The organism is Rudaea cellulosilytica DSM 22992 (assembly GCF_000378125.1).
Classification (GTDB): Bacteria; Pseudomonadota; Gammaproteobacteria; order Xanthomonadales; family Rhodanobacteraceae; genus Rudaea; species Rudaea cellulosilytica.
Genome location: NZ_KB899244.1, coordinates 141,173 through 164,084 on the forward strand (window position 1 = coordinate 141,173; position 22,912 = coordinate 164,084).

The 22,912-nt window shown below is 64.7% G+C and carries 27 protein-coding genes; 7 read left to right on the plus strand and 20 right to left on the minus strand.

The window, feature by feature from the left end; genetic code table 11:
• Window positions 1-52 precede the first annotated feature (52 nt).
• The 17 genes from F455_RS0117175 to F455_RS0117255 all read right to left on the minus strand — a co-directional run bounded on the left by F455_RS0117175 (window position 53) and on the right by F455_RS0117255 (window position 15,247).
• Window positions 53-733: an SGNH/GDSL hydrolase family protein gene (locus F455_RS0117175; protein WP_018974554.1), complete on the minus strand. Its 681-nt coding sequence runs from the start codon at window positions 731-733 to the stop codon at window positions 53-55.
• A gap of 4 nt (window positions 734-737) precedes the next feature.
• Entirely contained in the window at window positions 738-1,535 is a 798-nt protein-coding gene (locus F455_RS0117180; RefSeq protein WP_018974555.1) for an amidohydrolase, read from the minus strand.
• Window positions 1,523-2,668 (minus strand): pyridoxal phosphate-dependent aminotransferase, encoded by a 1,146-nt coding sequence (locus tag F455_RS0117185; RefSeq protein ID WP_018974556.1) that lies wholly within the window; start codon window positions 2,666-2,668, stop codon window positions 1,523-1,525. The genes F455_RS0117180 and F455_RS0117185 overlap by 13 nt, the downstream gene beginning before the upstream one ends.
• Window positions 2,669-2,786: 118 nt before the next feature.
• Complete coding sequence (locus F455_RS0117190; RefSeq protein ID WP_018974557.1) at window positions 2,787-3,728, minus strand: isopenicillin N synthase family dioxygenase; 942 nt, start codon at window positions 3,726-3,728, stop codon at window positions 2,787-2,789.
• 83 nt (window positions 3,729-3,811) lie between these two features.
• The gene (gene glmM / locus F455_RS0117195; RefSeq protein WP_018974558.1) at window positions 3,812-5,161 is read right to left on the minus strand and encodes a phosphoglucosamine mutase; all 1,350 of its coding nucleotides are present in this window, start codon (window positions 5,159-5,161) and stop codon (window positions 3,812-3,814) included.
• Between the two features lie 13 nt (window positions 5,162-5,174).
• Window positions 5,175-5,540: a PilZ domain-containing protein gene (locus F455_RS0117200; protein ID WP_018974559.1), complete on the minus strand. Its 366-nt coding sequence runs from the start codon at window positions 5,538-5,540 to the stop codon at window positions 5,175-5,177.
• Window positions 5,540-6,547: a DNA polymerase III subunit delta' gene (gene holB / locus F455_RS0117205; RefSeq protein ID WP_018974560.1), complete on the minus strand. Its 1,008-nt coding sequence runs from the start codon at window positions 6,545-6,547 to the stop codon at window positions 5,540-5,542. Before holB ends, F455_RS0117200 begins: the two co-directional genes overlap by 1 nt.
• Window positions 6,544-7,200 (minus strand): dTMP kinase, encoded by a 657-nt coding sequence (tmk, locus tag F455_RS0117210; RefSeq protein WP_018974561.1) that lies wholly within the window; start codon window positions 7,198-7,200, stop codon window positions 6,544-6,546. The genes holB and tmk overlap by 4 nt, the downstream gene beginning before the upstream one ends.
• Complete coding sequence (mltG, locus tag F455_RS0117215) at window positions 7,197-8,246, minus strand: endolytic transglycosylase MltG (RefSeq protein ID WP_018974562.1); 1,050 nt, start codon at window positions 8,244-8,246, stop codon at window positions 7,197-7,199. Before mltG ends, tmk begins: the two co-directional genes overlap by 4 nt.
• A gap of 95 nt (window positions 8,247-8,341) precedes the next feature.
• On the minus strand, window positions 8,342-9,703 hold the full coding sequence (locus F455_RS0117220; protein WP_018974563.1) for an aminodeoxychorismate synthase component I: 1,362 nt from the start codon (window positions 9,701-9,703) through the stop codon (window positions 8,342-8,344).
• A gap of 10 nt (window positions 9,704-9,713) precedes the next feature.
• On the minus strand, window positions 9,714-10,952 hold the full coding sequence (gene fabF, locus F455_RS0117225) for a beta-ketoacyl-ACP synthase II (RefSeq protein ID WP_018974564.1): 1,239 nt from the start codon (window positions 10,950-10,952) through the stop codon (window positions 9,714-9,716).
• 180 nt (window positions 10,953-11,132) lie between these two features.
• Window positions 11,133-11,372 carry an acyl carrier protein gene (acpP, locus tag F455_RS0117230; RefSeq protein ID WP_018974565.1) on the minus strand — a complete coding sequence of 80 codons (240 nt, stop codon included), beginning with the start codon at window positions 11,370-11,372 and terminating at the stop codon, window positions 11,133-11,135.
• A gap of 109 nt (window positions 11,373-11,481) precedes the next feature.
• Window positions 11,482-12,225 carry a 3-oxoacyl-ACP reductase FabG gene (fabG, locus tag F455_RS0117235; protein ID WP_018974566.1) on the minus strand — a complete coding sequence of 248 codons (744 nt, stop codon included), beginning with the start codon at window positions 12,223-12,225 and terminating at the stop codon, window positions 11,482-11,484.
• A gap of 37 nt (window positions 12,226-12,262) precedes the next feature.
• Window positions 12,263-13,225, minus strand: coding sequence for an ACP S-malonyltransferase (fabD, locus tag F455_RS0117240; protein ID WP_018974567.1), 963 nt, complete (start codon window positions 13,223-13,225; stop codon window positions 12,263-12,265).
• Window positions 13,226-13,300: 75 nt separating this feature from the next.
• Complete coding sequence (locus tag F455_RS0117245; RefSeq protein ID WP_018974568.1) at window positions 13,301-14,269, minus strand: beta-ketoacyl-ACP synthase III; 969 nt, start codon at window positions 14,267-14,269, stop codon at window positions 13,301-13,303.
• Window positions 14,270-14,422: 153 nt separating this feature from the next.
• Window positions 14,423-14,617: a 50S ribosomal protein L32 gene (gene rpmF / locus F455_RS0117250; protein ID WP_026293495.1), complete on the minus strand. Its 195-nt coding sequence runs from the start codon at window positions 14,615-14,617 to the stop codon at window positions 14,423-14,425.
• 165 nt (window positions 14,618-14,782) lie between these two features.
• Window positions 14,783-15,247, minus strand: a complete 465-nt coding sequence (locus F455_RS0117255; RefSeq protein WP_425413750.1) for a YceD family protein — start codon at window positions 15,245-15,247, stop codon at window positions 14,783-14,785.
• Between the two features lie 144 nt (window positions 15,248-15,391).
• On the opposite strand from F455_RS0117255, the gene F455_RS0117260 reads away from it, so the two are divergent.
• The 7 genes from F455_RS0117260 (at window position 15,392) to F455_RS0117285 (ending at window position 21,564) form a co-directional block, all read left to right on the plus strand.
• Window positions 15,392-15,991, plus strand: a complete 600-nt coding sequence (locus F455_RS0117260; protein WP_018974571.1) for a Maf family protein — start codon at window positions 15,392-15,394, stop codon at window positions 15,989-15,991.
• A 94-nt stretch (window positions 15,992-16,085) separates the two neighbouring features.
• Window positions 16,086-17,051, plus strand: a complete 966-nt coding sequence (locus F455_RS0117265; protein WP_018974572.1) for an AAA family ATPase — start codon at window positions 16,086-16,088, stop codon at window positions 17,049-17,051.
• 11 nt (window positions 17,052-17,062) lie between these two features.
• Entirely contained in the window at window positions 17,063-18,070 is a 1,008-nt protein-coding gene (locus F455_RS0117270) for a DUF58 domain-containing protein (protein ID WP_018974573.1), read from the plus strand.
• Window positions 18,067-20,052 carry a transglutaminase TgpA family protein gene (locus F455_RS21310; RefSeq protein ID WP_018974574.1) on the plus strand — a complete coding sequence of 662 codons (1,986 nt, stop codon included), beginning with the start codon at window positions 18,067-18,069 and terminating at the stop codon, window positions 20,050-20,052. Before F455_RS0117270 ends, F455_RS21310 begins: the two co-directional genes overlap by 4 nt.
• 147 nt (window positions 20,053-20,199) lie before the next feature.
• Window positions 20,200-20,808 (plus strand): Slp family lipoprotein, encoded by a 609-nt coding sequence (locus F455_RS0117280; RefSeq protein WP_018974575.1) that lies wholly within the window; start codon window positions 20,200-20,202, stop codon window positions 20,806-20,808.
• A gap of 72 nt (window positions 20,809-20,880) precedes the next feature.
• Window positions 20,881-21,186, plus strand: a complete 306-nt coding sequence (locus tag F455_RS22695; RefSeq protein WP_083919012.1) for a Slp family lipoprotein — start codon at window positions 20,881-20,883, stop codon at window positions 21,184-21,186.
• Between the two features lie 48 nt (window positions 21,187-21,234).
• Window positions 21,235-21,564 (plus strand): hypothetical protein, encoded by a 330-nt coding sequence (locus tag F455_RS0117285; RefSeq protein WP_157579005.1) that lies wholly within the window; start codon window positions 21,235-21,237, stop codon window positions 21,562-21,564.
• 13 nt (window positions 21,565-21,577) lie between these two features.
• Here the strand turns inward: F455_RS0117285 and F455_RS0117290 are convergent, their stop codons facing one another.
• From F455_RS0117290 to F455_RS0117300, 3 genes are read right to left on the minus strand one after another with little or no spacing between them, the layout of a single operon-like run.
• Entirely contained in the window at window positions 21,578-21,922 is a 345-nt protein-coding gene (locus tag F455_RS0117290) for a histidine triad nucleotide-binding protein (protein WP_018974577.1), read from the minus strand.
• Window positions 21,923-21,943: 21 nt separating this feature from the next.
• Window positions 21,944-22,543, minus strand: a complete 600-nt coding sequence (recR, locus tag F455_RS0117295) for a recombination mediator RecR (protein ID WP_018974578.1) — start codon at window positions 22,541-22,543, stop codon at window positions 21,944-21,946.
• Window positions 22,544-22,558: 15 nt separating this feature from the next.
• On the minus strand, window positions 22,559-22,882 hold the full coding sequence (locus tag F455_RS0117300; RefSeq protein ID WP_026293498.1) for a YbaB/EbfC family nucleoid-associated protein: 324 nt from the start codon (window positions 22,880-22,882) through the stop codon (window positions 22,559-22,561).
• Between the last annotated feature and the right edge of the window lie 30 nt (window positions 22,883-22,912).

Consider the following 22,912-nt stretch of genomic DNA (forward strand, 5'->3'; position numbering starts at 1 on the left):
CTCCTGGCTGGAACCTCCCATTATGCCGCAGTGCGGCAGATTGGCAATCCGATCAGGGCAGGAATGGCGCGATGATCCCGCGCCAGAGGTCGTAACCCGCCCGGTTCATATGCAGGCGATCTTCCACGAACAGCTCGGTGCGCGGCTGGCCGCCGGCGTCGAGCATCTTGCTCGCGACGTCGATATAGATCAGATGCGGGTGCGTGACGGCATAGGCGCGGACCTTCGCATTCGCTTCCTTCATCACCGGCAGCAGCTTCGCCCGCGACGGGCTCGGCTTGATCGAGATGTAGGCGATCGGCGTAGCCGGCAAATCCTTGCGCACGCGCGCGACGAAGGCGACATAGTCGTCGAATACCTGCTGCGCGCTGTGGCCATCGTTGATGTCGTTGTCGCCCGCGTAGAACACGACCATGCTCGGCTTGTAAGGCACGATGATGCGACCGGCGTAATACGTCGAATCGGCGATGCGCGAGCCACCGAAGCCGCGGTTGAGCACGCGCTTGTCCGGGAAGTCGCTGGCAACATCCTTCCAGTGCTCGATCGACGAGGAGCCGACGAACACGATCGCGCCCGGCTTCGGTGGATTCGCCTTGTCTGCCGCCTCGAATTTCTGGATGTCCTGCTCCCAGATCACCGAGCCGGTCTGCAATTGCGCCGCGGCGAACGGGCTCGCCAGCACCAAGCAAAAGCCGGCAAGGATTGCAGCGAGTCGCGCAGCGGCAAGTTTCATCTAGTCACGCCTTCAATTCGAAATCGTCCGCATCCATCCACGCGGGGAAACGCTCGCGATGTGCGGCGAGCGCGGCCGGGTCGAGCGTCACCGTGACGACCTGTTCCTGCGCACCGAGGTCGACCAGCGGCGCACCGATGAAGTCGAGCACTGCACTGTCACCCGAATAAGGCAAGTCATTGCCATCAACGCCGACACGATTGACGCCGATGACGTAGCTCAAGTTCTCGATCGCGCGCGCGCGCAGCAGGGTGCGCCACGGTTCGCGTCGCGGCGCCGGCCAGTTGGCGACGAAGATCAACAAGTCATAGTCGAAACGCTGCGCCGCCTTGTCGTAGCGGTTGCGCAGCCAGACCGGAAAGCGCAGGTCGTAGCAGACCTGTGGGCAGATGCGCCAGCCGTTCAACTCCACGATCAGGCGCCTGTCGCCGCCGGCGTAGCGCTCATGCTCTTTGGCCATGCGGAACAGATGGCGCTTGTCGTAGAGCTCAAATGAGCCGTCGGGCCGCATCCAGACGAGGCGGTTGACGCAGCGCTCGCCTTCGCGCATCACCATGCTACCGGTGATGACACAACCGACCTCCTGCGCGAGTGACCTGAGCCAAGCGAAACTCTCCCCTTGCATCGTCTCGGCCTGATGCAGGGTCTCGTTGGTGAAGCCGCTCGTGAACGTCTCGGGCAACACGATCAGGTCGCTCTGCCCTTTCAGCGAGCGCGCGAACGCGCCGTAGTAAGCGCGGTTGGCCGCGGCGTCATGCCAGCGCGTCGCACCCTGGACGAGCGAAACTCTCAGAGCCTGCATAACCGCTCCGCCGCCGCCACCAGCGTTTCATCGCTCTTCGCGAAGCAGAAGCGCACGAGGCGTGTGTCGGGCGGCATCTCGTAGAACGCCGATACCGGAATCGCCGCGACCCCCGCGTTGTGGATCAACCATTCGCAGAAATTCAGATCGTCCTTGTCGCTGATCGCCGAATAGTCGACGACTTGGAAATACGCACCGCGCACCGGCAGCGGCTTGAACTTCGATGCGGCAATCAATTCGCGGAAGCGGTCGCGCTTGGCCTGGTAGAATGCGGGCAGATCGAGATAGTGCTGCGGATCGGTCTCGAGAATTTCGGCAAACGCCCACTGCGCCGGGTTGAACGTGCAGAACGTGAGGTATTGGTGCACCTTGCGGAACTCGGCGCTGAGTGCCTGCGGCGCGATGCAGTAACCGACCTTCCAGCCCGTGCAGTGATAGGTCTTGCCGAACGAAGACACGACGAAGCTGCGCGCGGCGAGTTCAGGATGGCGCAGCACGCTCTGATGCAACGTGCCGTCGAACACGATGTGTTCGTAGACCTCGTCGGACAGCACGAAGACATTCGTGTCACGCACGATCTCAGCTAGAGCATCGAGGTCTGCGGCCGACAGCACTGCGCCGGTCGGGTTGTGCGGCGAATTGATCAGGATCAGGCGCGTTTTCGGCGTGATCGCATCCTTGACCCGCTGCCAGTCGACCGAAAAATCCGGCAGGTTCAGCGGCACATGCACGGCGCGGCCGCCGGACAATTCGATCGCCGGTTCGTAGCTGTCGTAGCACGGATCGAGCACGATGGCCTCGTCACCCGGGTGCACGACCGCGGCGATCGCGGCGAACAACGCTTCGGTCGCGCCGCTCGTCACTGTGACCTCGGTGTCGGCGTTGACCTTGGCACCGTAAAGCTTCTCGGTCTTCAACGCGATCTGCTGGCGCAGCGCCGGAATGCCGGTCATCGGCGCGTACTGATTCTTGTGCTCGTTCATCGCCCGCGTCAGCGCGTCGCGCAGCGCTTGCGGCCCGTCGAAATCTGGAAATCCCTGGCCGAGATTCACGGCCTGATGCTGCACGGCGAGTTGCGACATCACGGTGAAGATTGTGGTGCCGACCTTGGGCAGCTTGCTTTCGATTTGCATGCTTTTCGTTACCTGTTCGGGAGCCGCCGCACTGTTTCTTCCCTTCAAGGAGACCTACCGGGAATGGTGACGGCTCGAGGTTACGTCGAAGTTAACCAGCCCCGGCCATGCGACGCTGTTACTTGATCAACTTGATCTCGCGCAGCCGCTGCTGCAGATATTCGTGCGAGGTAATCGAAGTGTCGTAGCGGTTTGGGTTGTCGGCCGTGATCGTCTGCGGCAGCGGATCGAGCACGACATCGGGATTCGGGTGCAGGAAGAACGGCACCGAGTAGCGCGGCTGGCGCGCCTTCTCGCCCGGCGGATTGACCACGCGGTGCGTCGTCGACGGATACACATGGTTGGTCAGGCGCTGCAGCATGTCGCCGATGTTGACCACGATCGTATCGCCCTGCGTCGTGATCGGCAGCCACTCGCCGTTACGCTGCAGAAGCTGCAGCCCTTCCGCGCTCGCGCCGACGAGCAGGGTGATGAAATTGATGTCCTCGTGCGCACCCGCGCGGACGTTGGGAATCTCCTCCTGTGTGATCGGCGGATAGTGGATCGGCCGCAGGATGGAGTTGCCGAAATTGGTCTTGTCGTCGAAATAGTTCTCGGGCAGATCGATATGCAGTGCGAGCGCGCGCAGCACACGCGAGCCGAGCGCGTCGAGCGCGGTATACAGGCCGTAGCCGTATTCCTTGAAGCCCGGTATCTCAGTCGGCCACAGGTTTGGCGCCATGTATTCCGCGTATGGCGAGCTGGGCGGCAGCTCGCGGCCGACATGCCAGAATTCCTTGAGATCGAAGTATTTCGAATCCTTCGCCGTCTCTATACCGAACGGCGTATAGCCGCGCGCACCGCCGGTTCCGGCCAGGTGGTACTTCAACTTGGTTTCGGTCGGCAGGGCGAAGAAGCGCTGGAACACGTCGTAGGAATTGTCGATCAGGTCCTGCGCAATGCCGTGGCCGGAAATGCCGCAGAAACCGTACTCGCGGTAGGCCGCGCCGAGTTCGGCGACGAAAGCTTTGCGATCGGTGTCGTAGCGGCGGATATCGAGAGTGGGAACGTGATTGGCCATACGCCTGTTCTGATTAGCTGTTGTTGAAAAGTGCGGCCATGGGCGACCGCTTTTTTGTTTTATTGCAATCTAAGGGTGATTGCTCAAGATGCCGCCAATTCTACGGCCTTCGCCAAGTTCTCCGCCAATCGCCGCACCTCGTCGGCGTCCTCGCCTTCGACGGTAACGCGCACGAGCGGCTCGGTGCCGGAGGCGCGCAACACGACGCGACCGCGGCCACGCAAGGTCGTTTCCACCTCGCCGAGGACGCGCTGCACCTCGGCGTCGGTGACGAGCGCGGCGCCTCCTGCGGCGCGCACATTGAGCATGACTTGCGGAAAACGCTGCAGCTCGGCGCGGACATCGGTCAAAACCATGCCCATGCGTTGCAAGGCATCGAGCACGAACAGCGCATTGAGGATGCCGTCGCCCGTACCGCTGCGGTCCAGATGCAGCACATGGCCGGAAGCCTCGCCGCCGAGCACGCCGCCACGCTCGCGCAGCATCTGCAGCACGTAGCGATCGCCGACATTGGCACGCAGGAATGTCGTGCCCAAGCGTTGCAAGGCGAGCTCCACGCCGTAGTTGGTCATCAGCGTGCCGACCACCGGTCCGCGCAACTGGGCCGAGGCAAGCAGGTCTTTCGCCAGCAGGTAGATGATGTCGTCGCCGTCGACCACGCCGCCTTGGGCGTCGATCATCTGCACGCGATCGCCATCGCCGTCGAAGGCGATGCCGAGATCGGCGTCGTTTTCCAGCACCGCGCGTCGGAGCGCTTGCAGGTCGGTCGCACCGCAACCGGCGTTGATGTTGAAACCATCCGGCTGCACGCCGATCGCCGACACGTCCGCACCCAGATCCGCAAACAGGCGCGGCGCGATGTGATAGGTCGCGCCGTGCGCGCAGTCGAGCACGATGCGCTTGCCGCGCAGGGAAAGGCCCGGCACGCTGCCAGCGCAATACTCGAGGTAGTGGGCCGGGGCATCGTCGACGCGCACCGCCTTGCCGAGCCTTTCCGATGACGCGGTGCGCAGCGGCAGGCGCAGCGCCGCCTCGATCGCGAACTCGACTTCATCCGACAATTTTTCGCCGGCCGCATTGAAGAACTTGATGCCGTTATCGTAGTACGGATTGTGCGAGGCACTGATGACCAGGCCCGCATCGGCACCGAGCTCGCGCACGAGCCAGGCCACGGCCGGCGTCGGCATCGGACCGAGCAGCTTCACGTTCGCGCCGGCGGAGACGAGGCCCGCTTCGAGCGCGGATTCGAACATGTAACCGGAAACGCGCGTGTCCTTGCCGATTACCACGCTCGGATGCACCGCGGAATCGGCCTGCCCGGCACCAAGCACATGGCCGAGTGCTTGCCCCAGGCGCAGCATGAATTCCGCCGTGACCGGCGCTTCGCCGACGCGGCCGCGGATGCCGTCGGTGCCGAAATATTCCTTCTTCATGCCGACGCGGGAATCACATCGTATTGGTCGGTTTCTCCGACCCCTGCAGTTCGGCGAGCATGGCTTCGATCTTGACGCGTGCCGACTCGCTTTCCGGCGACTCGTTGAACTGCACGCCGATGCCGGCGACGCGGTTGCCCTGCGCACCCGGCGGCGTGATCCAAACGACCCTGCCTGCGATCGGCATGCGCTCGGCCTCCGCCATCAATGCCAGCAGGATGAACACGTCGTCGCCGAGGCCGTAGCGCTTCGCCGTCGGCACGAAGATGCCGCCGCCGCGCAAGAACGGCATGTACGCGTTGTACAGGGCGTTCTTGTCCTTGATCGACAGCGTCAAGATGCCTTGCAGCGGTGAACCGGCGCCGGAACCTGCAACCATCACGTACTCCGTTGTTGAACGTCGCGATTCGGCGTCGCCGCCATCACCCAGGTCGCGAGCAACTCGAGCATCGCCAATTCCGACCGGATCGGCCCGCGCAAAAGATCGCGAGTGCGGTTGGCCCGGTCGAACCAAGAGGTAAGCTTCACCAAATCGACCGCACGGGTCAAGGCGAGCGGGCCGCCGGCGCTAAGCCTTGCCCCGCCCTGGGCCTGCGCCCGGCCTTGCTGCTGGACCAGCGAAGCGGCGAAGCGCAGACGCAGATCGGACTCCTCGCGACTCCAGCGCTGGGCGACCTCGAAAGCTGCGGCAACGCCGGCATTGAGCTCGCGCAGGTCCTGCGCCACCTCGCCACGCAGCTTCAGCGCCTCGCCCTGCGCCCAGGCCAGCGCGAGGCCTGGATTGCCATCGCCCGCATTGAGCGCGTCCGCGGCCTGCTTGCCGCCGATGCCCTGCGCGGCGAGCCATTGCAGCGCGAGCCTGCCGTCCGGCACGCGGAACTCGATGCGCTGGCAGCGACTGCGGATCGTCGCCGAAAGCCGCGCGGGATAGTCGGCAATGAGCACGATGATCGTTCCGGCGGTCGGCTCCTCCAGCGTCTTCAGCAGCGCATTGCTGGCCGCGTGATTCATTGCATCGGCCGGATCGATCAGCGCGACCTGCGCGCCGCCGAACTGCGCGGTCAGGGCAAGCCGCTCGCTCAGCGCGCGCATCTGGTCGATCGTGAGCTCAGTGCGCGACTTGCCGTCGTCGCGCAGCTCGAAGTTCACCCGGACCAGATCAGGATGCGTGCCGGCCGCAACGAGTTTGCAGGCGCGGCAGGTGGCGCAGGCGAAACCATCCGCGCGGATCGACTCACACAGCAGCGCACGCGCGAACGCGTCGGCAAATTCGCGCTTGCCCAGACCCGCGGGTCCGGCCAGCAGGATGGCGTGCGGCAACGCATCGCGGCGGCGGCGCTCGCCGAGGCTGCTCCACGCATCGACGTTCCACGGCGCCAACGTCACGACCCGGCTCCGTCGTTCTGCGTCTGCAGGAACTCGCCGATAGCGTTGCGCACCTGGTCGAGTACCGCATCGAGCGGCTGGCTCGCATCGATGACGCGAAAACGTGCCGGCTGCGCGGCAGCGCGTGCGCGATAGGCGGCGCGCACGCGCTCGAAGAAATCCTGCGCCTCCAGTTCGATGCGATCAGCCGGGCCGCGCCCGCGCGCGCGCGCGAGACCGATACCTACCGGTAGATCCAGCAGCAGGGTCAGATCGGGCTGCAGATCGTCGGCGGCCCAGCGTTCGAGTTCGGCGATGCGTTCGAGCGGCTGCGCGCGGCCGCCGCCCTGGTAGGCGTAGCTCGCGTCGGTGAAACGGTCGCTAAGTACCCAGCGTCCCGCAGCAAGCGCTGGTTTGATCGTTTCGCGCACGTGCTGCGCGCGGGCGGCGAACATCAGCAACAGTTCGGTTTCCGGTGCGATCGCGCCATGCAGGGCCGGGTCGAGCAGGACGCCGCGGATCGCCTCGCCGGCCGGCGTGCCGCCGGGTTCGCGCGTGATGATGACGTCGGCTCCGTCGGCAACGAGCTGTTCGCGCACCGCGCTGAGCACGGTGCTCTTGCCCGCACCTTCGCCGCCTTCGAGCGTGATGAATTTACCTCGCCTCACGCTCATTGCCGGTGCAATTGGTATTTGGCCACGGCGCGATTGTGCGCTTCGAGCGTGGCGGAGAACTCGTGGCTGCCGTTGCCGCGTGCGACGAAGTAGAGCGCCTCGGTGTCGGCCGGATGGATCACCGCGGCCAGCGCCGCCTTGCCCGGCAGCGCGATCGGCGTCGGCGGCAGGCCGGTGCGTGTGTAAGTGTTGTACGGCGTGTCGGTATCAAGGTCGCTGCGACGGATATTGCCGTTGTAGCCTGCACCCATACCGTAGATCACGGTCGGATCGGTCTGCAATTTCATACCGAGCTTGAGGCGCGAGAGGAACACGCGCGCGATCTGCGGCCGCTCCTCGACGCGGGCGGTCTCCTTCTCCACGATCGAAGCGAGGATCAGCGCTTCGTACGGGGATTTGAGCTGAGTATCCGCCGCGCGCTCGGCCCAAAGTTTGTCCAGCGCCTTGCGCATCGCCTCGCGCGCGCGGCGCAACACGTCGAGGTCGCTCATGCCTTTGACGTAGCTGTAAGTTTCGGGCAGGAATTCGCCTTCGGGCAGCAGATCGTCGCCGAGGCGGCGCATCAGATCGGTGTCGTCGACGCCGGACAAGGTCTGCTGCAGCCCGGCGTCCTGCGCGAGCGCGGCGCGCAGTTGCGCGAACGTCCAGCCCTCGACGATCGTGAATTTGTGTTGGATCACCTCGCCCGCCGCCATCTTCTTCAGCAGCGCGCGCGGCGTCAGTCCGGGATCAAGCGCGTACTCGCCCGCATGCAGCTTGCCGGCCACGCCGAGTTCGCGCGCGAGCAGGCGCCAGAAATACGGATTGCCGGGCTGCAGGCCGCGCTCGTCGAGCAGGCCGACGATCGCAGGCAGGTTCGCGCCGATCGGCACGTCGATCTGCGTCGCCTGCACGAGACCCGTGATCGGCGCATCGGAGAAGTGCTGGTAACGCGTGTACAGATACCCGCCGAGTGCCGCCGCGCCGATCACAAGGATGGCGACGACGTTGAACAGCACGCGTTTGAAGCTGAACCTCTTGCGAGGTTTCGGATACGGCAAGTTCACGGAATTGGATACGCTCTTTTGAGAAGTGCGGTCAGGGATGACTGCTTTTTGACTTTGCGAACAAGGATGATCGCATCGGCAAGCCCTATTGTGCCCTACTCGACCACGCCGAGCGCACGCAGCAGCCCGCGCGCCTTGTGCCGCGTCTCGGCCAGTTCGCGTTCGGCGATCGAATCGGTGACGATGCCGGCACCGGCGCGGAAACGCGCCTCGTTCCCCTGCAACTCCATCGTGCGAATCAGGATGTTCAGATCCATGTCGCCGTCGAGATTGAGGTAGCCGAGTGCGCCCGTGTAAGCACCGCGCGAGCATTGTTCGAGCTCGGCGATAATCTCCATCGTGCGCACCTTCGGCGCGCCGGTGATCGTGCCGCCAGGGAACGCGGCACGGATCGCCTGTGCCGGGGTGATGCCGGCGCGCAAGCGACCACGCACGTTCGAGACAATATGGTGCACGTGCGCGTAGCTCTCCACTGCCATCAGCTCGTCGACGACGACCGAGCCGGGAATGCAGATGCGGCCGAGATCGTTGCGCTCCAGATCGATCAACATGACGTGTTCGGCGCGTTCCTTCGCATGGCCGATAAGTTCGGCGATGCGCGCCGCGTCGTCGTCGCCTGCGTGGCGCGCGCGCGTACCGGCAATCGGGCGCGTCTGCGCGATGTCGCCACGGATTTCGACCAGGCGCTCGGGCGATGAACTCGCGATCGCCCAGCCGCCCCATTGCAGCAGCCCGGCGAACGGCGCGGGATTGGCGCAGCGCAATTGCGCATAGACATTCGCCGGCGTCGGCGCTTCGGCAAAAGCGGCGCGCCATTCGCGCGAAAGATTGACCTGGAACGTGTCGCCGGCGCGCAGATACTCGTGGATGCGCGCCACGCCATCGAGGAATCGCTGCGGATCGTCTTCCGCGATCCGCGCTGCGGGCAACGGCATTGGCGTGAAATCGCCGACCTGCACGAGATCAGCGGCGAGCACGTCGAGCCAATGTGCCTGCCCCGCTTCGGCGACCAGCCAGGTCGTCTGCGCGAGCCGATCGACGATCACGGCTGCGGGGCAGCGCAATGCGAGCGCGACCGGTGCGTGGCTCGATGCATCGAAGACAGGACGCAACCGCGGCTCGATCTCGGCAACGACCTCATAGCCGAGATACAGCAGCCAGCCGCCACGAAATGGCAGTTCCGTTGAAGCCGCAGCGACGCGGGCGACGCGTTGCCCGTGCCAATCCGCATCGAGCGCGGCCAGAAACGAGGTGCCGCGATCCGCGCCGCGCAGATCATGTACGCGACCCGCGCCGAGCTTCAGACCTTCCTCGCCTGTCGCGAACAGGATGTCGAAACGCGCGGCGGTGCCGCCCTGTGCGGCGCTCTCGAGCAAGCCGGGATAGCGCCGCGGCCAGCGTGCCGCGAGCGGCAGCAGGTCGCGCGCGCCGGGCAGCTCGCGCCGGACGAAGTCCATTGCGGGCCGATCAGGCGCGGCGGAACACCAACGAACCGTTCGTACCGCCGAAGCCGAACGAGTTCGACACCGCGATGTCGATCTTCGCGTCGCGCGCCGTGTGCGGCACGAAGTCGAGGTCGCAGCCTTCGCCCGGCTCGTCGAGGTTGATCGTCGGTGGCAGCACACCATCACGCAACGCAAGGATCGAGAAAATCGCTTCGATGCCGCCAGCTGCTCCGAGCAGGTGGCCGGTCATCGACTTGGTCGAACTGACCGCCAGCTTGTAGGCGTGTTCGCCGAACACGGTCTTCGCCGCGAGCACTTCGCCGACGTCGCCGAGCGGCGTGGAGGTGCCATGCGCATTGATGTATTGCACGTCGGTCGGGTTGATGCCACCGTCGTTGAGCGCGTTGCGCATGCAGCGCGCCGCGCCTTCCCCGCCCTCGCTCGGCGCGGTGATGTGGAAGGCGTCGCCGGACATGCCGAAGCCGACGAGTTCGCAGTAGATCTTCGCACCGCGCTTCTTCGCATGCTCGTATTCCTCGAGCACGATCACGCCGGCGCCATCGGACAGCACGAAGCCGTCGCGGTCCTTGTCCCATGGCCGGCTGGCCTTGGTCGGTTCGTCGTTGCGCGTGGACATCGCGCGCGCCGAGCAGAAGCCGCCCATCGCGGTACCGCAGGTCGAGTACTCGGCGCCGCCGGCGACCATCGCGTCGGCGTCGCCGTACTGAATCATGCGCATGGCGAGGCCGATGTTGTGCGTAGCCGTCGTGCAAGCGGTAACGCAGGCGATGTTCGGACCCTTCAGGCCGAGCATGATCGACAGGTTGCCCGAAGCCATGTTGATGATCGAGCTCGGCACGAAGAACGGGGAGATCTTGCGCTGGCCGTGCTCGTGATAGGTGATCGCGGTCTTCTCGATCGTATGGATGCCACCGATTCCCGCGCCGACCGCAACGCCGATGCGTTCGGCATCGTGCTCGTGCGTCGACAAGCCGGCATCGTTGAGCGCCTGCACCGACGCGGCGACGCCGTAGTGGATGAACGGATCCATCTTCTTCACATCCTTGTGCGGGATGTACGTCTCCGGGTTGAAATCGCGCACCTCGCCGGCGATGCGCGTCGGGAACGTGCTCGCATCGAAATGCGTGACCGGACCGATGCCGCTCACGCCCTCGCGGATGTTCTTCCACGCCGTCGCTACATCGTTGCCGACCGGGCTGACGATGCCTAGGCCGGTGACCACTACGCGCCGCTTGTTCATGAGGTTAGTTTGCCTTTGCGATCGTCCCTGATCGCGAGAGTCAAAAAGCGGCCGTCCATGGCCGCACTGTTCAATAAAATTTCGTCAAGAAACAATGTTTTTTCAAACGACTGTTCCGCGAAGGCAGAAATGCAAACTGCGCCTCGCGGGCGCAGTTCGTACCGTCGGATGGCGACGAGATCAGGGCTTCACGTGCGCCTTGATGTAGTCGACCGCTTGCTGCACGGTGGTGATCTTTTCGGCTTCCTCGTCCGGAATTTCGCATTCGAATTCCTCTTCGAGCGCCATGACCAGTTCGACGGTGTCGAGCGAATCGGCACCCAGGTCATCCACGAAGGACGCATTCGGCGTCACCTCATCTTCCTTGACGCCCAGTTGTTCGACGACGATCTTCTTGACGCGCTCTTCGATGGTGCTCATGGTGGTACTTACCTCACAAGGTAGGCAGAAAAGTTACGAAATAGGGTTACTGCGAACGGGGCGAATTGTAGGGCATACGCGGCAATCGCACCAGCGCAGCCCCGCAAACCTACGCCATGTACATGCCGCCGTTGACATGCAGCGTCTCGCCGGTGATGTAGGCCGCTGCGGGCGACGCGAGGAAAGCCACCGCATTGGCGATGTCCTGCGCCGCGCCGAGGCGACCGAGCGCGATCTGACCGAGCAGCGCGCCGCGTTGGTCGTCGCTGAGCGCGCGCGTCATGTCGGTATCGATGAAACCCGGCGCGACGACGTTGACAGTGATGCCGCGCGAACCGATCTCGCGCGCGAGCGACTTGGAGAACGCGATGATGCCGGCTTTCGCCGCGGCGTAGTTCGCCTGGCCCGGGTTGCCGGTGACGCCGACCACGGAAGCGATGCTGATGATGCGCCCCTTGCGTGCCTTCATCATGCCGCGCATGACCGCCTTGCTCGTGCGATAGACCGAAGTCAGGTTCGTGTCGAGAGTCGCCTGCCAGTCCTCGTCCTTCATGCGCATCAGCAGCTGGTCGCGCGTGATACCCGCATTGTTGACCAGGATCGTAGTCGCGCCGAACTCCTTGGCGATGTCGTCGATCAGTTTCTCGACCGCGGCACCGTCGGTGACGTTCAGCGCGCGGCCGACGCCGCCGTGCGCGGCCAGGCGCTCGCCGATCGCGGCGGCGCCGGCATCGGTCGTGGCCGTGCCGATCACCTTCGCGCCGAGCGCTGCGAGCTGGTCGGCGATCGCGGCACCGATGCCGCGGCTCGCGCCGGTGACGAGAGCGATTTCACCTTGGAGACTTGCGGACATGATCACCTCGATGGGAATGGGTTTTTCGAAAACTTAATCAGCTTTTCCAGTCGGCGATCGCCTGCTGCAGATCCGCCGGCGCGCCGATCGCGCGACCATCGATCGTGCGATCGATGCGCTTGAGCAGGCCGGTCAGTACCTTGCCCGGACCGCATTCGGCCGCGCGCCGGACACCAGCCGCGGCGAGCGCCTGCACGCTCTCGGTCCAGCGCACGGGCTGGTAGAGCTGGCGCGCGAGTGCCGCGCGGATATCCGCAAGCGCATCGAACGATTTCGCATCCGCGTTCTGCACAACGGGAATCTTCGGCGCCTGCCAAGCGATCTTGTCGAAGCGCTCGGCGAGCCTGTCGGCTGCACCGCGCATCAACATGCAATGCGACGGCACGCTGACCGCGAGCTTCACTGCCTTCTTCACGCCGAGTTCGGCCAGGCGCGCAAGCGCGCGATCGACTGCCTCGGTATTGCCGGCGATGACGAGTTGTCCCGGCGCGTTGTAGTTCGCCGGCGCGACGACCTGCCCTTGCGCCACTTCGGCGCAAACCTGCGCGATCTGAGCGTCGTCGCCGCCGAGCACGGCGGCCATCGCGCCGACGCCAGCCGGCACCGCGGCTTGCATCAGGCGACCGCGTTCGGCGACGAGCGCGGCGCCATCGGCCAGCGACAGCGCTTCGGCGCAGACCAGCGCGGTGTATTCGCCAAGACTGTGCCCGGCCAGCACATGCGGCTGCGCGCCGCCGAGTTGCTGCCAGACGCGCCACACGGCGACGCCTGCAGCGAGCAACGCGGGCTGCGTGTTTTCGGTGCGATTGAGTGCGTCCTCCGGCCCTTCCTGCGACAGCTTCCACAGGTCCACGCCGGCGCTGCTCGATGCTTCCTTGAACGTTTCCTCGACGATGGCGAATTCGCCGGCGAGGTCGGACAGCATGTTCAGTGACTGCGAACCCTGGCCTGGAAAGATGAAGGCGAGTTTGGCAGCGGAATTCGACTGAGCTTGATCCATGGATGCGCTGGATGCGTTCATAGGCCGGAAATCGGAAATGCGATGAATGAAATGCTTGCGGAAACGCAGCGTCGCTCAGTAACGCAGCAGCGCAGAGCCCCAGGTGAAGCCGCCGCCGAAGGCTTCGAGCAGCAGCAGCTGACCGCGCTGCACCTTGCCCGAACGCACCGCATAGTCGAGCGCGAGCGGAACCGAGGCAGCCGAGGTGTTGGCGTGCTTGTCGACGGTGACGATGACGCGATCCATCGGCATGTCGAGCCGCTTGGCCGTCGCCTCGATAATGCGCAGATTGGCCTGGTGCGGGATCAGCCAGTCGAGCTGGTGGCGGTCGAGATTGTTCGCCTCGAGCGTCTCCTCGACCACGCGGTCGAGGGTCTTGACCGCGACCTTGAACACGTCGCGACCCTGCATGATCACGCGCAGGCCGTGGTTTGGCTCGTCCTTGAAGCCGGCGGAAATGCCGACCGGATTCCACAGCAATTCCTTGTAACCGCCGTCGGCATGGATGTGGCTGGACAGGATACCCGGCTCGTCCGCGGCCTTGAGCACGACGGCGCCGGCGCCATCGCCGAACAGCACGCAGGTGGCGCGATCGGACCAGTCGAGGAAGCGCGACAGCGTTTCCGCACCGATCACCAGCGCGGTTTTCGCGGTGCCCGCGCGGATGAACTGGTTGGCGACGGTCAGTGCATAGATGAAGCCCGAGCAGGCCGCGTTGACGTCGAACGCCGCGCAGCCGTTCGCGCCGAGACGATGCTGGACCAGGCAGGCGGTCGAGGGAAAGACGAGGTCGGGCGTGGTCGTGCCGACCACGATCAGGTCGATCTCGCTGGCGTCGACGCCGGCTGCCTGCAGTGCTGCCGTTGCAGCCGCAAACGCAAGATCGCCCGTGGTCTGGCCTTCGGCCGCGATATGGCGCTGGCGGATGCCGGTGCGCTCGGCGATCCATTCGTCCGACGTGTCGACCTTGGCCGCAAGTTCGGCGTTGCTGATGACGCGTTCCGGCAACGCGCTGCCGGTGCCCGCGATGCGTGCGTAGGTCATGTCTTCTCCCCTGCCGCGCTCAATGGCGCGACGCGAGCGCGCACGCGCGCCACGGCGAAACCGTGGCGGCGGAACACTTCGCGGTTTTCATCGGTGCCGAGGTATCAATCACGGCTTGGACAATCACGGCTTGCGATTCGCAAGTCCAGCGAATCAATCTTCTTCGTGCACCGGGGTCTTGCTGTCGATCACCTTGCGGCCACGGTAGTAGCCGTCCTTGGTGACGTTGTGGCGCAGATGGGTCTCGCCCGAGGTCGGGTCGGTGCCGAGCTGCTTGGCGCTGAGCGCGTTGTGCGCGCGGCGCATGCCACGGCGGGACGGGGATTTACGGCTTTTGGCTACGGCCATGGTGGTTCTCCAAACTCAATAAAAACGATTTCTACATTCGATCGATAACGGCACAGGATGTGCCGACGCATCAAACGAAGTTTGATGCAAAAAACGTGGCGCGGCTTTGCCGCGCCCGTTTTTTTGCAAACTGCGGCAGGATGCCCAGTTTTGCAATCTACAACTTCATAACTTCACGTTCTTCAATACGGCGAACGGATTGGGCTTGGCCTCGACCTCGGTCGCGGCTTCCTTCCATTCGCGCTGCATTTCCTGCGTTCCCGGCTTCACCGGAAACACCGGCAACGCCAGAATCAATTCGTCCTCGATCACGTCGACCGGGCGCAAACCCTCGGCATCGACCAACAAGGGCTCATAGCCGGCCGGCAGGGCCGCCTCGTCCGCCTCATCGACGATGAAACCGAGCTTCGCATCGATCTCGACCGGCTGTTCGAACCGCTCCAACGTACGCTGACAGATCAGCGGCAGCGCGGTCTTCGCCTTGACGCGGACGCCGGACACGCCGGTCAGATCCTTGTCGAAATCGAGCTCGTATTCGACCTCCCCCGAGGCATCCGCCAGGCCGCTCGCCAGGCGCTTCATCGCGGCCAAAGGCAGGCGGCCAGCAAACGTGCGCCTCGCACTCACCATGCGCCACGGATCGACCAGCTCGGGCAAGGTGTGATTCACGGGTGCGCGATGGTAGGTTCCGCAGCGCACAAAGTCAATTATTTCCGCATTTTAGGCGGTCGGCTCAGCCGACCCATCCGAGCGCATTTCGGGCGAAAATACGGGATGACCGCCCTCGCCGATACCGATCTCGTCCTTGCCTCGACCTCCGCCTATCGCCGTGAGCTGCTCGCCCGGCTCGGTGCGCCATTCCGCCAGCAGTCGCCCCAGGTCGACGAGGCGCCACTGCCCGGCGAGGCTCCGGCGATTCTCGCCGCGCGTTTGGCGGCCGCTAAGGCAGCTGCGGTCGCGGCGATGAATCCGAACGCGCTGGTGATCGGTTCCGACCAGGTCGCCGACTGCGCCGGCAGCATCCTCGGCAAACCGGGCGACATCGCCCGCGCGCGCCAGCAGTTGCGTGCGAGCAGCGCCAACCGCGTCGTTTTTCACACTGCGATCTGCCTGATCGATACGCGCAGCGCTCCGGCGCGGGAATTCCATGCGATCGACACGACGACGGTCGCATTCCGCCACCTGACCGACGCGGAAATCGAACGCTATCTTGCCCGCGAGCGACCGTTCGACTGCGCCGGCAGCTTCAAGTCCGAAAGCCTCGGTATCTCCCTGTTCGAGCGCATCGAATCGCAGGACCCAACGGCGTTGATCGGTCTGCCTCTGATCGCGCTGTGCCGGTTGCTGCGCGAGGCCGGTGTCGACCTTCCCTAGGGAATCCGCGCGCCGCATCGCAATTCGCGTCAACGCGGAACTTGCGTTTGCGGGAAATGCCTATACTCCGGACATCTCCAGGAGTTCACGTCGCATGTCCGTTTCGCTCGCCGCCTCAGCTGCACCTTCGCCGCTTGATCCCACTCTCACGCGAGCGCTCGGCGCAGCCGTCGCTCAAGTCAACGACGTCGTGCTCGGCAAGGCCGCGCAGGTGAAACTGGCCTTCGCCTGCTTCCTCGCCGGCGGCCATCTGCTGATCGAGGATATGCCCGGCGTCGGCAAGACCACGCTCGCGCATGCGCTCGCGGCGACGCTGGGCCTGAGCTTCGCGCGCATCCAGTTCACCGCCGATCTGTTGCCGTCCGACATCACCGGCGTCGGCATCTACGAGCGCGGCGACGGCGCCTTCAAGTTCCATCCCGGCCCGCTGTTCGCCCAGCTCGTGCTCGCCGACGAGATCAATCGCGCGACTCCAAAGGCGCAGAGCGCCCTGCTCGAGGCGATGGCCGAGCACCAGGTCACCACCGACGGCATGACCCACGCGTTGCCGGAACCATTCTTCGTCGTCGCCACGCAGAATCCGCTCGACCTCGCCGGCACCTTCGCCCTGCCCGATTCCCAGCTCGACCGCTTCATGCTGCGCATCGGCCTCGACTATCCGGACCGCGAGGCCGAACGCGCCTTGCTGACCGCGAGCGACCGCCGCGAACTGATCGCACAGCTCGCTCCGCGTCTCGACGCCACGCAGGCGGCGGCGCTGCGCGACGCGGTCGCAAGGACGCTCGCGAGCGCGGCATTGATCGATTACGTGCAGACGCTGCTCGCCGCTAGCCGCAACCACGCCGAGATCCGTGTCGGCCTGTCGCCGCGCGCTGGCCTGGCGTTGCTGCAGGCGGCACGCGCCTATGCGTTGCTCGAAGGCCGCGGTTATTGCCTGCCCGAAGACGTGCAAGCCGTCTTCGTCGCGATCGCCGCGCATCGCCTGATTCCCGCCGCCGCGAGCGGCGCCACGCGCGACGAACTCGCACGCCGCCTGCTCACACAGGTGCCGGTGCGCTGAGAGATCCACCGATGCGCGCCGCGTTCGCCACGGGCTGGTCGAATCTGCAAAGCCTCGCCGAACGGCGCCTGCCCGCATTGACGCGATTGAAGCGCGCGGAGACGCTGCCGATCCTGCTGCACCGCCGCCGTATCTATGTCGTGCCTACGCGCTTCGGCCTGATTTATTCGGCGATGCTGCTGGTCATGCTGATCGGCTCGCTCAACTACGCAAACAACCCCGCGCTGTTGTTGACTTGCCTGCTCGGCGCCGCGGCCTATCTAAGCGTGTTCTCCGGATTCCGCACGCTCAACCGGGTCGAGCTCAAATCGATCAAGGCGCAGGCCTGCCACGCCGGCGATACCCTGCGCCTCTCGCTGCAATTCGGTTCGACCGCGCCTGTGTCCAAGCACGGTCTGCGCCTGCGCATGGAAAATGCCGCAGCGACGGAACCGATGCAGTCGCCGCTCGTCTTCGAACTTCCTGCAGGCGAGGTGCAGTCGATCGAGACGAGCCTGCCGGCTCCGCGTCGCGGGTGGCTGGCGATCGGTCGCATCCGCCTCTGGACTGAACATCCCTACGGACTGTTCCATGTCTGGAGCTGGCTGCATCCCGAGCAGAGCACTCTTGTCTATCCACGCATTGAAGCCAACGCGCCGCCGCTGCCGCAAGGCAATGGCGAGGCCCGCGCGCAGATCACTGCACGCGACGAAGACGAGTTCGGTCTGCTGCGCGAATACCGCGCCGGCGATCCGCGCCGGCTGATCGCGTGGAAGGCCAGCGCGCGCCAGGATCATCTGCTGGTCAAACAGTTCGAGTCGCGGCGCGGCCACGAAGTCGTGCTTGCCTGGAATCGTCTCGACGGACTCGACGCGGAAGCGCGCATCTCGCGCCTTGCGGCCTGGGTGGAACGCGCCGAAACGACGCAGACGCCGTATTGTCTGGAACTGCCGCAATCCCGTCTGGGACCGTCGCTCGGTCCCGCGCACCGACATGCCTGCCTGCGCGAACTCGCGCTGATGCCGGAATACGCCGCATGAGCGATACCGCTGCCGTATTGACGGGACGCCAATTCACCTTGATCGGCGCCGTCGTGCTCGCAGCCGTGCTGGCGCATGTACCGCATCTGCCGCTCGGCATCACAGCTCTGGTGTTCGCCCTCATCGCGGCGAGCTGGCTGCGCCATCGGCAGGGTGCCGCCGCCTTGCCGGGCTGGGCCAAGCTGCTGCTGATCGCGGTTTTTGCATTGGTGCTGATCGCCGAATACCGCAGCGTCATCGGTCGCGAACCCGGCAGCGCGTTGGCCTGCGCGATGCTCGCCTCGAAGCTGCTGGAGACGCGCACGCGACGCGACGCATTCGCCGCGATCTGCTTTGCCAGCTTCACCCTGATGAGCGCGCTGCTGTTCGACACGAGCCTGGTGTTCACGCTTGCCTCGTTCGTCGGCGTCGTGCTGCTGCTCACCGCGATGCGCGAGCTGGAACCGCAGTCGACGGCCCTGGCGAAGCGTGCGGTATCGCTGCGCTCCTATCTACCGGCGCTGCGCGCCAGCATGGTGTCGCTCGCGATCGCTGCACCGCTGGCTTTGTGCGGCTTTGTTTTCATCCCGCGCCTCGACTCGCCGCTGTGGCGCACGCCGGCCGACGCGGGCGCGCGCACCGGCATCAGCGACACGATGTCGCCTGGCTCGGTGCAGAACCTGCTGACCGACGACAGCGCGGCATTTCGCGTCGGCTTCGACGGCTCGCCGCCGGACCGCGCGCAACTCTACTGGCGCGGACCGGTATTGACTGATTTCGACGGCACGACCTGGCGGCGGCGTGAAACCGGCATCGCCAAACCGGAGCAGCGCGAATCGACCGCAGGAAGTGGGGCAATCGGCTACGAAGTCACGCTCGAAGCGAGCGACAAGCCCTGGCTATTTGCGCTCGACTTGCCAGTGGACGTTCCCGCCGATGCACTGCGCGGCCGCGACATGAGCCTCGTGCGCCGGCGCCCGGTTACCGAGTTGTTCCGCTATCGCGCGCGTTCCGTGCTGGATTATCGATTCGATCAAAGCTTGTCACCGGATTTGCGTAGGGCGACCCTGGCCCTACCCGAGGGCTTCAATCCGCGCAGCGTCGAACAAGGCAAAACCTGGCGCAACGAGTTGCACGACGACGACGCGATCATCCGCGCCGCGCTCGAGCGTTTCCACAACGCGTTTTTCTATACATTGTCCCCGCCGCTGCTCGGACGCAACTCGGTCGATGATTTCCTGTTCGGCACGAAGCGCGGATTCTGCGAGCACTATGCCGCGGCCTTCGTCGTACTGATGCGCGCCGCCGGCATTCCGGCGCGCGTCGTCACCGGCTATCAGGGCGGCTACTTCAACGCCGTCGGCAACTACCTGCTCGTGCGCCAGTCCGATGCACACGCCTGGGCCGAAGTCTGGCGCGCGGGCCGGGGTTGGATACGCATCGATCCGACCGCGGCGGTGAGCCCGCAACGGGTCGAACTCGGCGCGCAAGCAGTCACGTTCGGCGAAAGCGCCTGGTATCGCAGCTGGCTGCTGGGCGCACGCAATCGCGTCGACCTGATTAACCGCGTCTGGAACAGTGTCGTCGTGCAGTTCAATGCACAACGCCAGCAGTCCTTGCTCCATCCCTTCGGCATCGATCGGATCGAGCCCGCCACCCTGCTCTGGCTGCTGATTGGCGCGAGCACACTGATGCTCGGCGTCGCCACGTTCTGGGCCATGCGCACGGCACGCCTGCGCGCCGCGCCGCTCGATGCCGCCTACGACGCGCTATGCACGAAACTCGCACGCATCGGCGCGCCGCGCGGCGACAGCGAAGGGCCGCTGGATTATGCCAGCCGGCTGCGCTCCGCGCCGCCGTTGTCCGACCGCTGCGCCGTGGAAGTGCAACGACTATTCGCCGAGTATGTCGGCCTGCGCTACGCTCGTGCGTTTCCCACTGGCGAAGGGATTGCAGGCTTCGCCCGCGACGTGTATCGCCTGCGTCTGGAAACTCGCAACTGAATGGATTCTGCCCGCTTGCAAATGTTTACAACCCGGATGCCGTAGCGGAATTAAAATGCAACGCGGAAGCCCGAATATTCGTCTTGGCTACGACAGCGATAGAAATCTGTGCGGTGCTCATCGCAACAATCGACAACGAGGTGCTTTATGCGTCAGGTCCTGAAAATATCCGCATTCGCGATCGGCGCGGGCACCCTGCTCGCCGGCTGCGCGACTATTCCCGCACCGCTCGCTGGCAACGATTTCGTCGCGACCACGCCGCAGCAGGCCGTCGCGCAGAACGCGAGCGGGCAACGCGTACGTTGGGGCGGCGAAATCATCAAGGTCGAACCGCGCGCCGATCGAACCTGCCTCGAAATCCTCGGGCGCGAACTCTACGACGACGCGCGACCGAAACGGCGCGACCAAAGTCAGGGCCGCTTCGTCGCCTGCAAGCAAGGCTTCCTCGATCCGGCCGAATATCCGGCGGGCCGCGACGTCACTGTGGTCGGTTCTTTGGCCGGCAATGAACGTCACAAGGTCGGCGACTACGACTACACCTTCGCCAAGGTCGACGCGAGCGAGGTCTACCTGTGGCCGAAACGCGCGGATTACCCGCCCGGCTACTACGACCCATTCTGGGGCCCGTGCTACGGCGATCCGTTCTGGGGTCCCGGCTGGGGCGGCTGCGGGCGCTGGGGCTGGGGTGGCTACTGGGGCGGTCCACCGGTCGTGATCGTCCGGCCCAATCCGCCGCCGCCAAAACCTGGCAAATAACCGCGACGACTGCGACGATTCGGACAGCGTGCGCGTCTCATCCCAAGCATTCCATTTCGCAAGGGATTCAAGATGCGCGGTTTGATCTGTTCGTCCGTTACGGCACTTTGCCTTTCGCTGGGAGCATGTGCGCAGGTTCCGCCGACTCTGCACGGAACCTATGCCGAGGTGGATACAACGCAAGCGTCGACGGAAAAATTTCTTGGCCTTGAGGTGCGTTGGGGTGGCGTGATATCCGGCCGGCGCCTCACCGATTCCGGCGAATGCGCGGAAGTCAGCTGGTATCCGTTGGATCGCTCCAATGCGAAACCCCGGCTCGGGCGAATCCTCGGCAGCAGAAGAGCCGGCACCAGCGTTGCCTCATCCACCACCCCGTAATTGGTCCCTGTCAGCGTCGGCTACCGCGTCTATGGCTCGATCTATCCGATGGGCGGCGAAGGAAACCGGACTGCTGCGCCGCGATTTCTTGCCTGTGGTGGCGCCATACAAGATCAAAACGAGTACTTCACCGGCGCTGTCGTGACTTTGGCCGGCATCGTTCAACCTTCGGGCGTCTTCGAAGTCGAGCACCCGGATTGCCTACGAGGTGTCACCGGCGTCGCCGCGGCCAGGGCATTCTACGCCAGCAACGTAATCGTCACCCAGAACGAAACCTGCGTGGTGTCATTACCGACGATAAGAATCACCGATGCGCGCTCTTGGAAGCCTCAGCCGAGCTTCGATCCGAATTCAAGCAGCGTATTCAACGGTTATTGAATGAACCCTGTCGTCAGCCCGGCGGCCAATGCATCTGCCGCCCGGCGAGCAGATGCAGATGGATGTGATAGACGGTCTGGCCGCCATCCTTGTTGCAGTTCATCACGCAGCGATAACCGTTGTCGGCGAAGCCTTGCGCCTTGGCCCATGAGGTCGCGGCGAGGAGCAGCTTGCCGATGACCGCGGCATCGGCGGCGGTGAGATCGTTCAAGGTCGCGATCGGCTTCTTCGGAATGAACAACACATGCACGGGCGCCTGCGGATTGATATCGCGGAACGCGAGCACGTCGTCGTCCTCGTAGACGATCTCGGCGGGGATGTCGCGGCGGATGATCTTGTCGAACAGGGTGTCGCCCATTTGTCTCTCCGTTTCAGACCTTCAGTTTTCGATGAGCTGGCGGCCGCCGAACGCATGCGCCAGCGTGCCGCGATCGATGAATTCGAGTTCACCACCGAGCGGCACGCCGTGCGCGAGGCGCGTTGCGCGCACGCCTGCCGCGCGCGCAATCTGGCTGAGCAGGTGCGCGGTCGCCTCGCCTTCGACAGTCGGATTGGTCGCGATGATCAGTTCGCGCACCTCATTCTCCGCAAGACGTGCGGCGAGCAGATCGATGCCGAGCTCCTTCGGCCCCATGCCGTCGAGCGGCGACAGCCGGCCGAGCAAGACGAAGTAGCGGCCGCGATAACCGGTCGCCTGCTCGACGGCGAGCTGATCGACCGGCGTCTCGACGACACAGAGCAGACTCGGATCGCGCTGTGGACTGGCGCAGGTGGAACAGATCGCGTCCTCACTGAACGTACGGCAGCGCGTGCAGTTGCCGATACGCTCGACCGCCGCGGCGAGTCGATCCGACAATTTTTTTGCGCCAGCGCGATCGCGTTCGAGCACATGGAAGGCCATGCGCTGCGCGGTCTTCGCGCCGACCCCGGGCAGGCAGCGCAGGGCGTCGATCAATTCGTTCAAAAGTGGCGAGGACATGCTTCGAGCAGGAAATCAGAACGGCAGCTTGAACCCCGCCGGCAGATTCATCCCGCCGGCCACCGCGCCCATCCTTTCCTGGCTCGCGGCTGCGACCTTGTTGACCGCATCGTTGAACGCCGCGGCGATCAGGTCTTCGGCCATCTCCGGATCCTCGGCCATGACCTTGCGGTCGATCGCGACGCGGCGCACTTCGTGGCGGCCATTCATGGTGACACTGACCATGCCGCCACCGGCCTGACCGGTCACTTCGAGCTTGGCGATTTCTTCCTGCGCACGCTTCAGGTCGTCCTGCATGCGTTGCGCCTGTTGCATCAGTTGCGCCATCGGTCCGCGCATTTCACCACCTCTATGTTCTACCCAAACTCG

Excerpts from the sequence above, each read along its gene's own strand:
- F455_RS0117175 (WP_018974554.1), bottom strand. The coding sequence starts at position 733 with ATGAAACTTGCCGCTGCGCGACTCGCTGCAATCCTTGCCGGCTTTTGC.
- F455_RS0117180 (WP_018974555.1), bottom strand. The coding sequence starts at position 1,535 with ATGCAGGCTCTGAGAGTTTCGCTCGTCCAGGGTGCGACGCGCTGGCAT.
- F455_RS0117185 (WP_018974556.1), bottom strand. The coding sequence starts at position 2,668 with ATGCAAATCGAAAGCAAGCTGCCCAAGGTCGGCACCACAATCTTCACC.
- F455_RS0117190 (WP_018974557.1), bottom strand. The coding sequence starts at position 3,728 with ATGGCCAATCACGTTCCCACTCTCGATATCCGCCGCTACGACACCGAT.
- glmM (WP_018974558.1), bottom strand. The coding sequence starts at position 5,161 with ATGAAGAAGGAATATTTCGGCACCGACGGCATCCGCGGCCGCGTCGGC.
- F455_RS0117200 (WP_018974559.1), bottom strand. The coding sequence starts at position 5,540 with ATGGTTGCAGGTTCCGGCGCCGGTTCACCGCTGCAAGGCATCTTGACG.
- tmk (WP_018974561.1), bottom strand. The coding sequence starts at position 7,200 with ATGAGCGTGAGGCGAGGTAAATTCATCACGCTCGAAGGCGGCGAAGGT.
- F455_RS0117220 (WP_018974563.1), bottom strand. The coding sequence starts at position 9,703 with ATGGACTTCGTCCGGCGCGAGCTGCCCGGCGCGCGCGACCTGCTGCCG.
- fabF (WP_018974564.1), bottom strand. The coding sequence starts at position 10,952 with ATGAACAAGCGGCGCGTAGTGGTCACCGGCCTAGGCATCGTCAGCCCG.
- acpP (WP_018974565.1), bottom strand. The coding sequence starts at position 11,372 with ATGAGCACCATCGAAGAGCGCGTCAAGAAGATCGTCGTCGAACAACTG.
- fabG (WP_018974566.1), bottom strand. The coding sequence starts at position 12,225 with ATGTCCGCAAGTCTCCAAGGTGAAATCGCTCTCGTCACCGGCGCGAGC.
- fabD (WP_018974567.1), bottom strand. The coding sequence starts at position 13,225 with ATGGATCAAGCTCAGTCGAATTCCGCTGCCAAACTCGCCTTCATCTTT.
- F455_RS0117245 (WP_018974568.1), bottom strand. The coding sequence starts at position 14,269 with ATGACCTACGCACGCATCGCGGGCACCGGCAGCGCGTTGCCGGAACGC.
- rpmF (WP_026293495.1), bottom strand. The coding sequence starts at position 14,617 with ATGGCCGTAGCCAAAAGCCGTAAATCCCCGTCCCGCCGTGGCATGCGC.
- F455_RS0117255 (WP_425413750.1), bottom strand. The coding sequence starts at position 15,247 with ATGGTGAGTGCGAGGCGCACGTTTGCTGGCCGCCTGCCTTTGGCCGCG.
- F455_RS0117260 (WP_018974571.1), top strand. The coding sequence starts at position 15,392 with ATGACCGCCCTCGCCGATACCGATCTCGTCCTTGCCTCGACCTCCGCC.
- F455_RS0117265 (WP_018974572.1), top strand. The coding sequence starts at position 16,086 with ATGTCCGTTTCGCTCGCCGCCTCAGCTGCACCTTCGCCGCTTGATCCC.
- F455_RS0117270 (WP_018974573.1), top strand. The coding sequence starts at position 17,063 with ATGCGCGCCGCGTTCGCCACGGGCTGGTCGAATCTGCAAAGCCTCGCC.
- F455_RS21310 (WP_018974574.1), top strand. The coding sequence starts at position 18,067 with ATGAGCGATACCGCTGCCGTATTGACGGGACGCCAATTCACCTTGATC.
- F455_RS0117280 (WP_018974575.1), top strand. The coding sequence starts at position 20,200 with ATGCGTCAGGTCCTGAAAATATCCGCATTCGCGATCGGCGCGGGCACC.
- F455_RS22695 (WP_083919012.1), top strand. The coding sequence starts at position 20,881 with ATGCGCGGTTTGATCTGTTCGTCCGTTACGGCACTTTGCCTTTCGCTG.
- F455_RS0117285 (WP_157579005.1), top strand. The coding sequence starts at position 21,235 with ATGGGCGGCGAAGGAAACCGGACTGCTGCGCCGCGATTTCTTGCCTGT.
- F455_RS0117290 (WP_018974577.1), bottom strand. The coding sequence starts at position 21,922 with ATGGGCGACACCCTGTTCGACAAGATCATCCGCCGCGACATCCCCGCC.
- recR (WP_018974578.1), bottom strand. The coding sequence starts at position 22,543 with ATGTCCTCGCCACTTTTGAACGAATTGATCGACGCCCTGCGCTGCCTG.
- F455_RS0117300 (WP_026293498.1), bottom strand. The coding sequence starts at position 22,882 with ATGCGCGGACCGATGGCGCAACTGATGCAACAGGCGCAACGCATGCAG.